General features: G+C 35.7%; 18 protein-coding genes. 8 read left to right on the forward strand and 10 right to left on the reverse strand.

The window, feature by feature from the left end:
* Positions 1-66 precede the first annotated feature (66 nt).
* Positions 67-1590 (forward strand): GH3 family domain-containing protein, encoded by a 1524-nt coding sequence (locus CHB68_RS12065; RefSeq protein ID WP_089261125.1) that lies wholly within the window; start codon positions 67-69, stop codon positions 1588-1590.
* A 7-nt stretch (positions 1591-1597) separates the two neighbouring features.
* Here the strand turns inward: CHB68_RS12065 and CHB68_RS12070 are convergent, their stop codons facing one another.
* Both CHB68_RS12070 and cls read right to left on the reverse strand, forming a co-directional pair.
* A complete protein-coding gene (locus tag CHB68_RS12070; RefSeq protein ID WP_245838926.1) occupies positions 1598-2203 on the reverse strand; it encodes a hypothetical protein in 606 nt (201 codons plus the stop codon).
* Positions 2204-2221: 18 nt separating this feature from the next.
* Positions 2222-3646, reverse strand: a complete 1425-nt coding sequence (cls, locus tag CHB68_RS12075) for a cardiolipin synthase (RefSeq protein WP_089261127.1) — start codon at positions 3644-3646, stop codon at positions 2222-2224.
* A 132-nt stretch (positions 3647-3778) separates the two neighbouring features.
* Between cls and CHB68_RS12080 the strand changes: the two genes are divergently transcribed.
* Positions 3779-4195 carry an arsenate reductase family protein gene (locus CHB68_RS12080; RefSeq protein WP_089261128.1) on the forward strand — a complete coding sequence of 139 codons (417 nt, stop codon included), beginning with the start codon at positions 3779-3781 and terminating at the stop codon, positions 4193-4195.
* An 85-nt stretch (positions 4196-4280) separates the two neighbouring features.
* Complete coding sequence (locus tag CHB68_RS12085; RefSeq protein ID WP_089261129.1) at positions 4281-5837, forward strand: AsmA family protein; 1557 nt, start codon at positions 4281-4283, stop codon at positions 5835-5837.
* Positions 5838-5900: 63 nt separating this feature from the next.
* Here the strand turns inward: CHB68_RS12085 and CHB68_RS12090 are convergent, their stop codons facing one another.
* Positions 5901-6083 (reverse strand): hypothetical protein, encoded by a 183-nt coding sequence (locus CHB68_RS12090; RefSeq protein WP_089261272.1) that lies wholly within the window; start codon positions 6081-6083, stop codon positions 5901-5903.
* 266 nt (positions 6084-6349) lie between these two features.
* On the opposite strand from CHB68_RS12090, the gene CHB68_RS12095 reads away from it, so the two are divergent.
* Both CHB68_RS12095 and CHB68_RS12100 read left to right on the forward strand, forming a co-directional pair.
* Positions 6350-7396 (forward strand): helix-turn-helix domain-containing protein, encoded by a 1047-nt coding sequence (locus CHB68_RS12095; RefSeq protein ID WP_089261130.1) that lies wholly within the window; start codon positions 6350-6352, stop codon positions 7394-7396.
* A gap of 160 nt (positions 7397-7556) precedes the next feature.
* Positions 7557-8585, forward strand: coding sequence for a helix-turn-helix domain-containing protein (locus CHB68_RS12100; RefSeq protein WP_089261131.1), 1029 nt, complete (start codon positions 7557-7559; stop codon positions 8583-8585).
* Here the strand turns inward: CHB68_RS12100 and CHB68_RS12105 are convergent.
* From CHB68_RS12105 to CHB68_RS12115, 3 genes are all read right to left on the reverse strand, one after another.
* The gene (locus CHB68_RS12105; protein ID WP_089261132.1) at positions 8582-9331 is read right to left on the reverse strand and encodes an SOS response-associated peptidase; all 750 of its coding nucleotides are present in this window, start codon (positions 9329-9331) and stop codon (positions 8582-8584) included. The two genes, CHB68_RS12100 and CHB68_RS12105, sit on opposite strands and share 4 nt — an antisense overlap.
* A 181-nt stretch (positions 9332-9512) precedes the next feature.
* Positions 9513-9962, reverse strand: a complete 450-nt coding sequence (locus CHB68_RS12110) for a ferritin-like domain-containing protein (protein WP_089261133.1) — start codon at positions 9960-9962, stop codon at positions 9513-9515.
* A 51-nt stretch (positions 9963-10013) separates the two neighbouring features.
* Positions 10014-10262 carry a hypothetical protein gene (locus CHB68_RS12115; RefSeq protein ID WP_089261134.1) on the reverse strand — a complete coding sequence of 83 codons (249 nt, stop codon included), beginning with the start codon at positions 10260-10262 and terminating at the stop codon, positions 10014-10016.
* A gap of 276 nt (positions 10263-10538) precedes the next feature.
* Between CHB68_RS12115 and CHB68_RS12120 the strand changes: the two genes are divergently transcribed.
* On the forward strand, positions 10539-10748 hold the full coding sequence (locus CHB68_RS12120) for a hypervirulence associated TUDOR domain-containing protein (protein ID WP_089261135.1): 210 nt from the start codon (positions 10539-10541) through the stop codon (positions 10746-10748).
* Positions 10749-10790: 42 nt separating this feature from the next.
* On the opposite strand, the gene CHB68_RS12125 is transcribed toward CHB68_RS12120, so the two are convergent.
* On the reverse strand, positions 10791-11867 hold the full coding sequence (locus tag CHB68_RS12125) for a DNA topoisomerase IB (protein ID WP_089261136.1): 1077 nt from the start codon (positions 11865-11867) through the stop codon (positions 10791-10793).
* A gap of 263 nt (positions 11868-12130) precedes the next feature.
* Between CHB68_RS12125 and CHB68_RS12130 the strand changes: the two genes are divergently transcribed.
* Entirely contained in the window at positions 12131-12736 is a 606-nt protein-coding gene (locus CHB68_RS12130) for a DUF2652 domain-containing protein (RefSeq protein ID WP_089261137.1), read from the forward strand.
* A 111-nt stretch (positions 12737-12847) separates the two neighbouring features.
* Entirely contained in the window at positions 12848-13324 is a 477-nt protein-coding gene (locus tag CHB68_RS12135) for a Dps family protein (RefSeq protein ID WP_089261138.1), read from the forward strand.
* A 209-nt stretch (positions 13325-13533) separates the two neighbouring features.
* On the opposite strand, the gene CHB68_RS12140 is transcribed toward CHB68_RS12135, so the two are convergent.
* Genes CHB68_RS12140 through CHB68_RS12150 form a run of 3 tightly spaced genes read right to left on the reverse strand, consistent with a single transcriptional unit; the run spans position 13534 to position 14421 of the window.
* Complete coding sequence (locus CHB68_RS12140; protein ID WP_089261139.1) at positions 13534-13728, reverse strand: hypothetical protein; 195 nt, start codon at positions 13726-13728, stop codon at positions 13534-13536.
* A 9-nt stretch (positions 13729-13737) separates the two neighbouring features.
* Complete coding sequence (locus CHB68_RS12145) at positions 13738-14085, reverse strand: hypothetical protein (RefSeq protein ID WP_089261140.1); 348 nt, start codon at positions 14083-14085, stop codon at positions 13738-13740.
* A gap of 3 nt (positions 14086-14088) precedes the next feature.
* Complete coding sequence (locus CHB68_RS12150) at positions 14089-14421, reverse strand: YtxH domain-containing protein (RefSeq protein ID WP_089261141.1); 333 nt, start codon at positions 14419-14421, stop codon at positions 14089-14091.
* Positions 14422-14551 lie beyond the last annotated feature (130 nt).

Below are 14551 nucleotides of genomic sequence, written 5' to 3' on the forward strand. Positions count from 1 at the left end.
GAAACGAGTCATTCCCTACCCTATAGAACCCTTAATTTTATAGCATAATCCAGCCATATATATGCTATGAATATTATAGGTAATTTTATTAAGGGGGTCATTAACGTAACCGACAAGATTACCGGTGAGGATAACCCGGTACAAGATCAACAGGAAATCCTGAAAACATTACTGGAAACGGCTAAGGATACCGCATTTGGCAAAGCATATAAGTTCGATGAAATGCTGAACGATGAGCACATGCAGCAAACCTTTAAAAATCGCGTTCCCTATTTTGATTATAACCAAATTAATGACCAATGGTGGCAAAAACTACACGAAGGCCAGACCGATGTTACATGGCCCGGTCGCCCAGATTATTATGCGCTAAGTTCAGGCACCACTGGCAAAAGCAGCAAACGAATACCGGTAACCAATGAAATGATCGATGCTATTAGACAGGCAGGAATAAAACAGGTGTTGGCATTATCCAACTTTGACCTTCCGGCAGATTTTTTTGAAACAGGTATCTTAATGTTGGGCAGTTCCACTGATCTGGTTGAGCACAATGACCATTTAGAAGGTGAAATTAGCGGTATCAGCGCAAGCAATATTCCCTCTTGGTTCAGCGGATATTATAAGCCGGGAAAGGAAATTGCACAAATAGACGATTGGGACGAACGTGTTGCAAAGATTGCGGAAAAGGCTGCCGATTGGGATATAGGAGCGTTAAGCGGAATTCCTTCCTGGATAGAATTGATGTTGAAAGAAGTCATAAAAAAACACAAGCTTAATAACATTCATGAAATATGGCCCAACCTAAAGGTATACACCTCTGGCGGAGTTGCATTTGGACCCTACGAAAAGAGTTTTAATGCTTTAATGGGTAAACCTGTTACCGTAATTGATACCTATTTGGCTTCTGAAGGTTTTATTGCTTTTCAAGCCAGACCCGAAACTGATGCCATGAAATTGGTGACGGACAATGGAATTTATTTTGAATTTGTTCCTTTTGATCCCGATTATATTTTGGAAGATGGTTCGTTGGCACAAAATGCCCCGTCATTATCCCTTTCCGAAGTACGCACTGGACAAAACTATGTACTGATCATTAGTACCGTAAGCGGCGCATGGCGCTACTTAATTGGTGATACCATTGAATTTACAGATGTGGAACGTGCCGAAATCAAAATTACCGGCCGTACCAAGTTTTTTCTTAATACCGTAGGTTCCCAACTATCCGTCAATAAATTGGATGACGCCCTGCAGGAGGTTATGCATACCTTTGATATTGAAATTCCAGAATATACGTTATGCGCAAAAAAATATAAGGATGGTTTTTATCATACATGGTATCTGGGGACAACCGCAACCATAGATCCCAAGAAAGTGGCCAAAAAACTGGATGACTCCTTAAAAGAAGCGAATAAAAACTATACAGTAGCCCGGTCAAAGGCATTGAAAGGAGTAAAAGTATTTATAGTAGAACCAGAAATTTTCTACGAATGGAACGATGTTAATAAAAAGAAGGGCGGACAGGTAAAAATGGAGCGAGTAATGAATGAGGAGAAATTTGCCCAATGGGAAGATTTTGTGGACAAGCAAAGCTAATCAAACCTTATTCAACTATTTCATCCTTATCGCGCTCTTCCACCAAGAGCATTATCTCTTCTGGCGAAAGATAAAAGTTTTTAATACGCTCTACATATTTTGGTGCTAACCCTGCTTTTTCAAGAATAAACTCCTTAGTGGCCAATATATAGGTTTCCATACCGTGGTTTACCGCAAACGAATCTGCCCTACGTTCCGCTTCCCTAATGTACTTTTTTGAGGTGAGGTAACTAAATCCAAAACCTATTAAATTAAAACCACTACGCTTTTGAAAATCCATGATATGTCCTAATTCATGGCCTAGCCAACCGATCATTATCTTGGCCGGCATGTCTTTGGTATAATACACAGAATCGGCAATGTTTATTTTTTCGCTGATCAATATTTTATAGGACCTATTTTTTTTTGATTTGAAAATGCTGGAGAATTTAGGTTGCGCCTGCATGGTAGATTTTTTAATGTTCTTCTTGAACTTGAATTCTATTGCAGTATCTTCCAGTTCCGGATAATGTGCCAAAGCAATTTTTGCTTCTTCTAGTATTTCATTGGGTATTTTGTGCTGTGCGTTTGCCGCCATAGGTATGCCTAATATTAAAAGGAATAAAATTTTCAAGTTGTATAATTTGCTTTGTTATAATAAGGGACTGAAGAATTTGGCAAGACCTTCCAAAAATTTACTGAATGCAGATCTTTTTTTAAAGGAATCCAATTCCAATTTTACCTCTGCCTTGCAATGAGACATAAAAAATTTTTCTATCTCCCCTGCCTTTTTATCGTCATATAAAATGGCGTTGGTCTCAAAATTATGCTCAAAACTTCTATAGTCAAAATTTCCTGACCCCACGGATACGATTTCACTATCTATAATAATAACTTTACTATGGGAGAAATCAGGTCTTAGATAAATATGCGTTCCTACTTCCAATAAATTTTCAAAGGTTGAAAACATGCTGTATTGTGCCAAAAGCGAATCAGATTTTCTTGGGGTAAGCAATGTTACCTTAACCCCACTAAGTGCTGCAATCCTTAACGCCTCCAAGACAGGTTCACCTGGTATAAAATAAGGATTGGCTATACAAATACTTTCCTTGGCAATATTGATCATGGCCAAATATTGTTGCATTATTGCGGGGTATCTTGAATCAGGACCGCTTGAGATTACCTGTGCAACTGTCTCTCCTTGGGGTGCTATTTTTGGAAAATATTTATCCTGTAACAACAGTTCTTCCTTACCTGCAAAATGATAATCCTTTACAAATATGCGTTGTAAACTGTTTACTGCCGGACCGTTAATCTGTATATGCAAATCCTGCCATATACCTAGTTCAGAAACCGGCTTCATATATTTATCGGATACATTGAACCCTCCGGTGAACCCAATTTTGCCATCCACAATGACAATCTTTCTGTGGTTTCTATAATTTAGGGTAAACAACAGGTTCCCAAATCTTATGGGCAGGGTAGAATGCGCCTTAACACCTATCTTCCTAAACCGTTTAACGACCTTGCCCCGCATGGAATTACTACCTAATGAATCGTACAACATTCTTATTTCCACGCCTTCCTTTACCTTTTGTTGAAAAAGTTCATAAAACCGGTCAAGGAGCATGCCGTCCTCTAAAATATAATACTGCATATGTATAAACTCCTTGGCTTCTTCTATGGCCTTAAATATGGCGCCAAAAGTTTCTTCCCCACTGTTCAACAAGGTAATTTTATTGCCCTCATAAGGTGCAAAATAGCTGTTCTTCCTAATAAGCGAGGCAAGTTTATTCTGCTTATAATCCTTAAATTCATGAACACTTTGCTTTCCCCCTTTTAATTCTTTGTAAGTTTCTGAATATAGCCTTCGTTTTTCAGTCTGTTTTAATTTGAACAGTTTAAATTTTCGGCGATTGATACCAAAAAGATAATAGAAAAGAGGTCCCAAGAACGGTAATATTATGACCGATAATGACCAACTGATCATCTTGGTGGCCCTAGAACCATTAAAAATGATATTGATAATACTCCATAAAGTAACCGTAATATATGCAAGCCAAAAAAGAGTCGTCATCAGTACAATTTTGTTCTACAACAAGATAGTGTATTTTAAGGTGTAGCTAAACCTCTATAATCGTTTAAGATACTTTTCATTTGATACGAGTTAATTATAGAACTTAGTTGTGACTAATTTTATAAAAAAGTGATGGGAACAATTGCTATGGACAAAAAACAGATAACGCTATATTATAGCTCATTGAATTCTTTAGGGAAACAGGTAAATGCATATGTTGAATCTTCTGAAATGGAACATTTGACCATAGATATTGCCAAAACCAACGTTACCGGCACCCAATGGGCCGAACTGGCCGATGGACTGAACAAGAATATTTCCGAATTGATAGACCAAGATCATGCCGACTTTAAAAAAATATACGGTGAGAAAGAGGTCAATCTCGACAATGACGGATGGTTAAAAGTACTGGACAAGAATCCAAGTCTTTTAAAATATCCTATAGTGATACAAGGCAAAAAGTTTATTGAATTAGAAAGTGCATCGGACTTTAAGCAATACATGAAACCTGATAGTGCCGGGTTAGAGAAACCATATAGAAAAGAGTAGACATCTTTCCTAGGCGTAAATTGCATTGCTAATTTTAACCTGTGGTGCCCAAAAATTCCTAACGTTAAAATAATTGGCAATTTGCATGAACAAATTTTTAAAATGGTCCATAGCGTTAGGCTTTTTGATTATTGGGGGATACTTGATCGCTCAATGGCAAATGAAAGTGCAGGTCATTGACTTTCTCAATAAAAAAATTCCAAACCATATAGATTTTGCTTATGACAACCTAACGGTCAACCTACTCAAAGGAAATCTACATTTCAATGAAATTGAAGTGGTCAGCCTTGGTAAACAGACTTCATCTTGTGAAATAATGGTTAGCGCCCAACAATTATCCATTAGCGGGTTTAGCTATTGGAACCTATTTATAAACAAATCAATACACGTAAAATCCTTACATCTATTACAACCCGACCTGAAGTTCAAAACATGTTCCACGGATAATGGCGATGGTAATACTAACCAAGCCAATCCTATAAAATTATTGAAGGAAATATATATTGACGAGGTAGTTCTTAAATCTGGCAAGGTATCCATTCTAAATGCCAAAGAGGACAAAGAACTGTTATCCGTAGCGGCCATAGACGTTCAGCTTAATGAAATTACTACGAATCCAGAAATAATTACGGAATATATACCTTTTAGATTTTCGGATTACCATATAACCGTAAATGAGCTAAATGCACCTTTAGGTAACTTTGAACAGTTGCATATGGGCTCAATGATACTGAACAGTACAACCATAGAGGTTGCTAACATTGTATTGAATACCACCTTGTCAAAAAAAGCCTTGAGCCAAAAAATAAGAGTTCAACGGGACCATATTGATTTACAGATTCCTGGTATTAAAATTACCGATCATACCTATAACCGGCAAAATGATACCCTACAGGTAAATTTTGCCACCATGTCCTTAAATACCCCCATTTTAGAAGTATACCGTGATAAATCCAAATTAGAGGATTTTACCAGAAAACCTTTATACGCGGAAATGCTGCGCAATTTACCTTTTCATATTAATATAGATGCAACGACCATTACTGAGGCTACCATTATTTATGAAGAAAACATTCCCAACGAAGTAAAGGCCGGTGCCTTGAGCTTTGAACAATTAAATGCATCTATAGACCATCTATCCAACATAAAGAACGCTGGAGATAACGTGAATATAAACATTGAATCTGACCTAATGGGCGCCGGCAAGTTTAACCTAAATTGGAAATTCAATGTACATGACGAACACAACAGATTTGTAATTAGTGGAGGCTTGTCCAATTTTAAGACCGAAAGATTAAATGAATTCCTTACCCCAAACCTTAGAACCCAAACAACAGGAACCATAGATCAAATGTATTTTACAATATCCGGTGATGATTATACGGCCAATGGAGATATTAAAATGAACTATGAGGATTTTAAGTTCCAGGTATTGGACAAGGAGCGTAAAGGGGTCAAAAAAATCCTTTCCTTTATTGGCAACCTATTTATCAACGATGGCTCCAAAGCAGATGAAGATGGTTTTCGTTATGGCACAATTTCTACAGAACGCGTACAACATAAATCATTCTTCAATTATTTGTGGATAAGCCTACAGGACGGATTGTTGGACGTTCTTACCGGAAGTGGTAAAAAAGAGTAACTATCATAATTAAAAAAGCCAGACAATTAACTTGCCTGGCTCTTATATGCGCTATACTACGTATTAGTTGTCATCAGTTGCATCTTCAACGGCATCTTCAACTTCTTCCGCACCTTCTTCAATGCCATCACCAACATCCTCTATTCCTTCTTCCATTTTTTCTCCAGCTGTTTTTTCTTCCCTACAACTCATTGCAACGCTAATAGTCATAAGTGCAAAGACAAACATTAATATCGATTTTCTCATAATAGTGATTTTAATTAGGTTAATACTCTTAAACGATACATCAATAAAAACAATTATCAATATAGCTATCGCTCCCAGCAAAGTTGCAACAATTGACAAGCATAGCTTAATGGTAAAAAAACAAATATTGACTCATCTGAATTTTAAGGTTATTAGATTGATTTACAATAAACTATACTTTATTCCAATTGGCCGAACGAAACACTATGCCTTAAAAGCTATGTTTTTTAATCTTATATTGTGCGCATATAATCAGGGGACAATTCATGAGCAGTAAAAAAGAACTTAAGGAACTGAATATTGTTGATGTCGTTAAGGATATTGCCGCTAGGTTGCGCATAGAGTATCAAGAAGAGAACAATGAAATTTGCCTGGATATACCAGATGAAGCCGGCACAGGACACATTAGGGCCATTAGCTTTTCTCACGGTGTAGGTTTAATGGAAGTTGATATACGGTTAAAAAAAGAAGTAAGGTTTGACCTCAACAAATCCTTGGTACAACCCCTAGAGATTATTTTTAACAGGGAAAGTTCAATCTTTCATGAATTTAACGGCCAGGATAAACAGACGGAAATCATGAGGTTGGAAAGCGCTATTTTTTCCTGCAATAGCAAATATGGAAATGTATTGACCATAAAGGCAAACGAACCGGTATGCTTTATTAATCTGGAAATCAACAGAAAATTGTTCGAGGAGAAAATTGAATCATTCTTACCGGAAATGAATGAGGACCTAGAAGGACTTTTTAGGGATGTAAACGGAATTAATCTATTTTTTCATAAAGGCCATTTTTCTTTGGATATAGCAAAATGCATAGAGGAAATCAATGAAACGGAAGATACTGGTTTTACGAAAAGTGTGTTCATAGAAGGTAAATGCTACGAAATACTTGCCCACCATTTAAGACAATATGTAGATGATACCTCCCCAGATCAAAAACGTACCATTTTAAGGCAATCTACAGTGGTGAAGATTGAAGAAGCTGCCAATATTATAAGCCAGAACTTGGAACACACCATAAGTATTATAGCACTGGCCAAAAAGGTAGGGCTTAATCAGAATACCTTGCAAAATGGATTTCAAAGTCTTTTTAAACTTTCCGTAAAAGAGTACGCCCAAAACAAACGTTTGGAAATGGCTCAACATTTAATGGAAACCACAACATTAAATTGCACTGAAATAACATATAGGATCGGCATAAACTCTAGAAGTTACTTTTCTAAATTATTTAAACAGCGCTATGCCATGACACCCAAACAGTATATGCAAAAACTTCGTACAATGAACTTGGAGAACAAGAAGACCATTTAAAACGTTCTGCCAAAATCTTGTTGTAATACTATCCTAATAACAACTTAGTATTTATATAAATGCGCCCAATATTGTTAATTAACATTTCATAATTGTTAAGGTAATTATAGAGATTCCCGTTCATTTGTAACACCCCCGTACCGTGTTATAAATTTTCATCATGAACGAGTTAACCATATGTAGTTCAAATGATTTTTTCTCCCAACTGCTTTATTTTTTTAATGGTGACCTGACCGAAGCTTGGGGAGAACGTCAATTTGATTTTAGCAATGATTTGGGCCATGGAGCTGTTAGAACCATAGGGTTTGATTGGGGAATTACCCTATTGGACCTTGATATAACATTGCATAAAGACATTAAAATTGTTTTTAATCAATGCCATACCCCTTTTATTGATTTTATCTTTATTTCCCAAGGTTGTTTAAAATATAGCAAGGACAATTCTGGGGAGCATATCTCATTAGAACAGTTTCAAAATATCATCTTTTCGCCTATTGGCAGCTCTCAACCTACATTTATCTACCCTAAGGACCAAAAATTAAAAATCAATTTAATAAAGGTTTTGCCTGCAGAATATCAAAAGAAGAAACACAACAACCTCACCTATCTCAATGAATCCTTAATGCCATTGTTTACTTGCAGCAAAGAAACACAGCCCTATCTACACCTTGGGAACTTTAGTTTGCAATTGGCGGACGAAATAAAACAGTTGTCCAACATACCGGATTACGGCATTCTTAGAACCTTGGCATTGGAGGGTAGGCTGTACATGATATTGTCCATGCAATTAGTTGAACATCATAATTTTACAGAAAACATGAATATGCCCGAAGCCATCTCTAAAAATGAGATTATTAAAATACATCGCTTAACAGAATATATCATAGAACACTTAGCGGACAATACTACAATTACAACCTTAAGTTCAGTGTCTGGCCTAAGCCCTAAAAAATTACAGTTAGGTTTTAAGATACTTTATTCCAAGACCGTAAATGAATACATAAGGCAGCTTAAATTGGAAATATCAAGGGACTATCTTAAAAACACGGATTTGTCCGTTTCCGAAATTGTTTACGCCATTGGTATTAAGAGTAGAAGCTATTTTTCAAAAATTTTCTTTGAAGCTTATGAAATTCTTCCTACCGAGTATAGAAAACAATTAAAAAATAAAAATACCTCACTCAATTAGATATCCGGATGTTCGTTGGGCATAAGCATACTGTCATAGGATATATCTTGATCAAACAACCCTTTTGCAATAGGGTTTGCCGATAATTTCTTAACATCATCTGTTTTTAATAAGTCCAAAACCTGTTCCTTTGATATTTCTGGATCCAACCAACTATCTTTCTCCGTTTTATCTATGGTCAACGGCATAAAATCTACCAGATTTTGATATTTCTTTACATAATCATTACTGGGGCCTGTAATTATTGCACAGGTTTTAAACCCATCTTCCAATACCGTATAAATCCCAGCAAGAAATAAAATACTATCATCCTCTGTCTTGATAAAATAAGGATATATTTCTCCGTCTCTTAATAATGATGTAAAATAACCTGTTACCGGTATTAAACATCTTTTCTCTAGTAATGAATCCTTAAACCACAAATTTGATTGTAGTGTATTTATATGAACATTTAAGGTATTGGTCAATTTTTGAAACAGCTCCCAATCTTCTTGAAAATCACCGGGTAACATTCCCCAAATGGCCAGGGAAATGGTAGTTCGTTGCTCCATTGTAATTATAGGTATGGAAACTTCGGACAAACCGCTGACAACGACTTGTGGTTCATAAAGAATTGGATATTTGAACAGCGCGCCGGCCTCGTGTTCCAATTGCTCTATTTTAGCTGTATTGGAGAGTTTATAATACATGGAAATAGCTTTTTTTATGGGCAAGGTAGATAAGAAAATACTTGACTCTTTGTTCATAAGAACTAAAAGCTAATCCATTAAAAATAAGTTGGTTAATTTAACTTTTTACAATAAAATCCGTGTGTTTGACCACCCCATATTATAGAAGGATATTACTATTGACAATTAGCGGGTCTTCTTGAAAATGAGCAAAAAAAAAGGAGGCAAAGTGCCTCCTTTTCAACTCCTAACCATCCTCTTATTTCAAATCTTCCAACATCCTTATATTGGCCAAACCATTTTCAATGGCCTGCTTTTGACTTCTAAGCACTGTGGAAGTGGTAGAAGGTAATGAAGTATCCTTCAAAACTTCCTCATATTCCTCCAATGCAGCCTTTTCTCCTCTAATGGCCTCTTCAAGCATAGACTCCTCATCATCTAATGAAAACAATGCCTTTACGTCCATCCAAGCCCTATGGGCCTTTCCGGTAAAACTATCTCCTTTGTCAATTTCCTGACCAAAAGATTTAATTTCAGATTTTAGCTCATGTCCAAAATCATAACGTTGTTGGGCCTTGCTTTGAAAGAATGACTTCAATTGCATGTGCTCAGTATTCTCGGCCGCTTTTTTAAATCCTTTTTCCGCATCATATGTTTTTTCCAATAATGCATTTAATTTTTCTCCTACTTCTTCTGTATATGTACTCATTGTTTTTATTTTTAAATGACGTGATTAATTGTTTAAAGATGTCAATCACAATTACATCCTGTAAAATCTATTCCTGTCCTTAAAATCCTGTAACTTCTTCTTTAATTCATTGATATTTTTTGCTTCTCCTTTATTGGATTGCATCATTATATATTCCATATCAATATCGCAAAAACCCTCATCATCCCTTTCTTGCACTCGTGTAACTTCTTGTTTGTCCGCCATGTAATAATCCTTGACTACTACGGCTATACATCCTGAAGCTAATAATATAGAAACACCTGAAATTAATTCTACCATGGTATATATGTCATATTTTCATAGCTAAACTACTTCTCTTTTAAATGAATTATTGCCTTGATTCATTCAAGGCTTAACTCCTTTCAATTGGGTTAAGTTTTCTTGTAAATGGATCAAAAAAACAACGTGTTTTAGCGTGATGTTTTTTAACAAATTAAAGATCTTTATACCACAGAATAGTTCTCTAGTTTGTGCTCCTTAAACAGGATAAAATTCCATCACCGGTTCTCCAAACTACAGCGGTGATGGAATGCGCAAACCTTATAATATAAACCAATGATACGAAAAGGTACAACAGTTAAATGGTCATGGGGAAATGGTACTGCAGAAGGCAAGGTCCAGGAAACCTATACATCTAAAATTACCAAGACCATAAAAGGTAATAAAGTCACCCGAAACGGAGAAGATGGCAACAAGGCCTTATATATTAAACAAAAAGATGGGGACCACGTATTGAAGTTGGAAGATGAGGTTGAACGTTCGTAAAACCACCTTTTTTAAAATGTCTTCCTAAATATAGTTCTGTAATTAGAACGTCTTCTTTAAATCCGTGAACGGATCATAACGTTGAATACAACCCAATAATACCTGCTCCGCTGCTGTTTGGTATTCTTTTTGTACTTTAGAATCAATTGTCCTCAAGGTCTTAAACAGCCGTTTTTCCTCATACTCCTTAACAATAAAAGGATGTACGTAATATTTTCTACAAACGTTTCTAGTATTGCCCAATGCATCCGCAGTTCTGTCAAACGCACTAATTATATTTTTTTTGAGAATAGCCTCATCATCCGTAGGTTCGTTTTCTGCCAAGGATTCAAAGAAAATAATGGTACCGGCCCAAGTCCTAAAATCTTTTGCTGTGAACATTTGCCCACTTATTCGCTGTAGATATTCATTGACCATTCCACTTTCCACACCGGTTTTTATTCCATCTTCATCATAAAATTGAAATAGCTCCCAGCCAGGTATCTCTTCACATTGTAACACCAACCTTCTTAACCTTTTGTTATTCAAGGTTATGCTGTGTTTTTTACCTTTTTTGCCCGTAAATTCAAATTTAAGCTTGTTCTTGGTCGTCTTTAAATGTCGTGTTCTTAGCGTAGAAAGGCCATATGTCTTGTTTCTTTTGGCATATTGCTCATTTCCAATGCGTATATGGGTTTCTTCCATTAACCGTATGATCAACGCCAATACCTTATCCTTGGGCCAGCCGGTTAATTGTAAATCTTCGTCCACTTTCTTTCTTATGACGGGTAGCGCTTCACCAAATTGGGCCATCCTGGAGAATTTTGTCCTGTTTCTGACCTTTAACCATAAATCATGATACCTGTATTGTAATCTTTTTTTAAGGTCATAGCCCACCGCCTGCAAATGTGCGTTGGAAATTGATGCTATTCTGACCTCCTGCCACGCTGGCGGTATTACCAGTTTTTCTATTCGGTTAATTTCCTTCTTTTTCTTTAGAGGCTTATTCTTGTATATGTACTGAAATTTTTCTTTTTCCTTAATTCTTAAAATGGACAATTTATTACGCTCTATATATTTTAGTTGCATGTGTTCCGCAATTTCTTGGGGATCACCTTCTATAAGTTGTGTATAGTCCATTTGCTCAATCCTTAGTTACACCAATGTTCTAAAAAAATTGATTTAAAAAATCAATTTATGTTTAATATTTAAGATTAAAATATAAACAAAAATAACAACATCGTCTTTTCAAGAATACTTCAATCCAACGGAAAACTAACCCCATTGACTCCTTAATAATTATACAATACCCATTTATTTTTTATAGGAGTACAATTTTAGTGGAACGGACCTATTTTAAAAATTTCATTATCATACCTTAACCTCCTAAAACAAACCTATTTATGAAAGGGTCCCCAATGTTGATTTGTATACCGGATATAAGCGGTTTTACCGAATTTATGAGCGAGACGGATTTTGAACTTAGTTCCAAAATTATTCCCGCACTTTTAAATCAGATAATTTATACCAACGAAATTGGCTTAAAGGTTTCAGAAATTGAGGGCGATGCCGTTCTCTTTTTTAAAACCGGCAAAATGCCATCCCTAGAAAAACTAATTCATCAATGTAGGGTATTCTATACGGAGTTTTACAAGGAATTGGACGCATTAAGAAAGAAGCACAACGATAACGCGGATGCGGCCTCTATTCCAGATATTTTAGGACTTAAAATCATTTTACATTATGGTAAGGAAATTGCCCTTACCAAAGTTGGCAACAGTATTAAACTTTTTGGCGAAGACCTTATAGTTGCCCATAAACTTTTAAAGAACAAGGTTAAGATAAACGATTATTTACTACTGACGGAAGGCTTGGCGAACCATTATAAAGAAAACAACTTAGATGATCATTTTGACTGGGCTTCATTAAAACAAAAGTCAACATCTTACGATCATGTTGGAGAAGTAAATTACTACTATATTGATTTAAAACCTTTGGTAAACCCATAGGCGCCATTGATAGTTTATAAGGTTTTAATTGCGTTGATCAATAGTGGTAATGAGTTAAGTTGCAACACCGCTTATAGTTAACTTTGTACCGTTAAACTTTAAACAAAAATCATGAGCTATTTAGACATAAAATCTAAGGATATAGAACCTATAGTAGAGGAATTGAACACCTTACTTGCAGATTACAACATATATTATCAAAATTTAAGAGGATATCATTGGAACGTTTTGGGCAAAAACTTCTTTGATCTTCATATAAAATTTGAGGAATTATACACTGATGCCAGAATTAAAATTGATGAGATTGCGGAACGTATTCTAACCTTAAGACATCATCCTACCAGTGAATTTTCAAAATACTTTAAAATGTCTTCCATTAAAGAGACCTCCTCATTGATCCCTGATCATGAAATGGTCCAAAATATACTTGTACAACATGAAGCCATTTTAAAACAAATGAGCAAAGTGGTCAAAAAAGCGGAAGCTGCCGGTGATGAAGGAACCATTGATATGATCGGCGGGTATATTGGTGAAATAGAAAAAGTAAGTTGGATGCTAGATGCCTGGACCAAAGATTCTAGAGACTAAAACAATATATACCATATTAAAAACACCCCATTTAGGGGTGTTTTTTTATGTTTTATAATAGTGTTATCCTATTTGTTTTCTAGCTACAAAATGTTTTAAATATGTATTACACTCTACAAACTTGCATTTTGAACATTACAACAATATAATGAATAAATGAGCGTCAGTTGCAGGTTACTCAAGACAAAAACACCAACGCTTTAAACAACCTACTTTACGATCTTCTTCATTAAATATAAAAACCCAAACTTTTTTACTCCGGACAAAATCGTAGAAATCCAGTTATAGGGACTTAAATCTTCCTGAACGTCATGTTTTAAGCCTTTTATTTCCTCCAAAGCTATTTGTCGCTCCAGTTTAAGTCGTTTAAGGTTATATTCTATCTCATCAAAATTTTTGTACATAAGTCTATTCTAATTAAAAAATTTGACCGAAAGTTTTCTTACGAGTAGGTTATCCAATTTTCTTCGCAACATATATGCAAGAATTACCAGGATTATAAATATCGCGGTAGCGATCAAACATGAAATTACCATGCTGCCCAATACATTTCCTAAATAGATAATGCCGGCTACGCTTAAAAAAATAAGAGCCAAAAAGCCAAGACCACCGATCACAGCCATTTTAAGCAGCATACCAGTGGTCATGGTCAATTGTTGAAACACTTTAAGTCTATAATACTCTTGAGTTTTCTTATAGTAAATTTCGCCTACATCAATTGCTTTATTAGATGTATCGTTAAGTGATTCAATAATTCCCATTAGTTATGATGTTTTCTGCAGTTTCTTATTCTTTGACTTTAGCTCCGCCAATTTCTTTTCTAGCGTAGATATAACGTCTTCCGTCTTATAACTTAAATCCGTTACCAGAGATTCTACTCGTGTATCCAAGGATTGTTTCTCATCCAAAACTTTGGAGGCTACCCTATTTTTAAGTTCCACTGCACTTTCGGTCAAATTATTTTTGGTTGCGGCAGCTTGGTCCGCAATCATTTTTCTGGTGTTCTCACCTTTGTCCGGCGCATAAAGAATTCCTAACGCGGCCCCTATGGCAGATCCTGCAATAATGGCCAATAATGTATTTCCGCTGTTATTCATGATATTGTTTTTTATTTATCTATTTTTTTGATTTTGAACAATCGACATCGTTCCTTACAAAGGTCATTAAATCAAGGAGATAACCTTGACTCAAAACCTTTAAATATTAACGGTAACCAAATGATTAAAA

Origin of the sequence: Maribacter sedimenticola (assembly GCF_900188415.1) — a bacterium.
Taxonomy (GTDB): domain Bacteria; phylum Bacteroidota; class Bacteroidia; order Flavobacteriales; family Flavobacteriaceae; genus Maribacter; species Maribacter sedimenticola.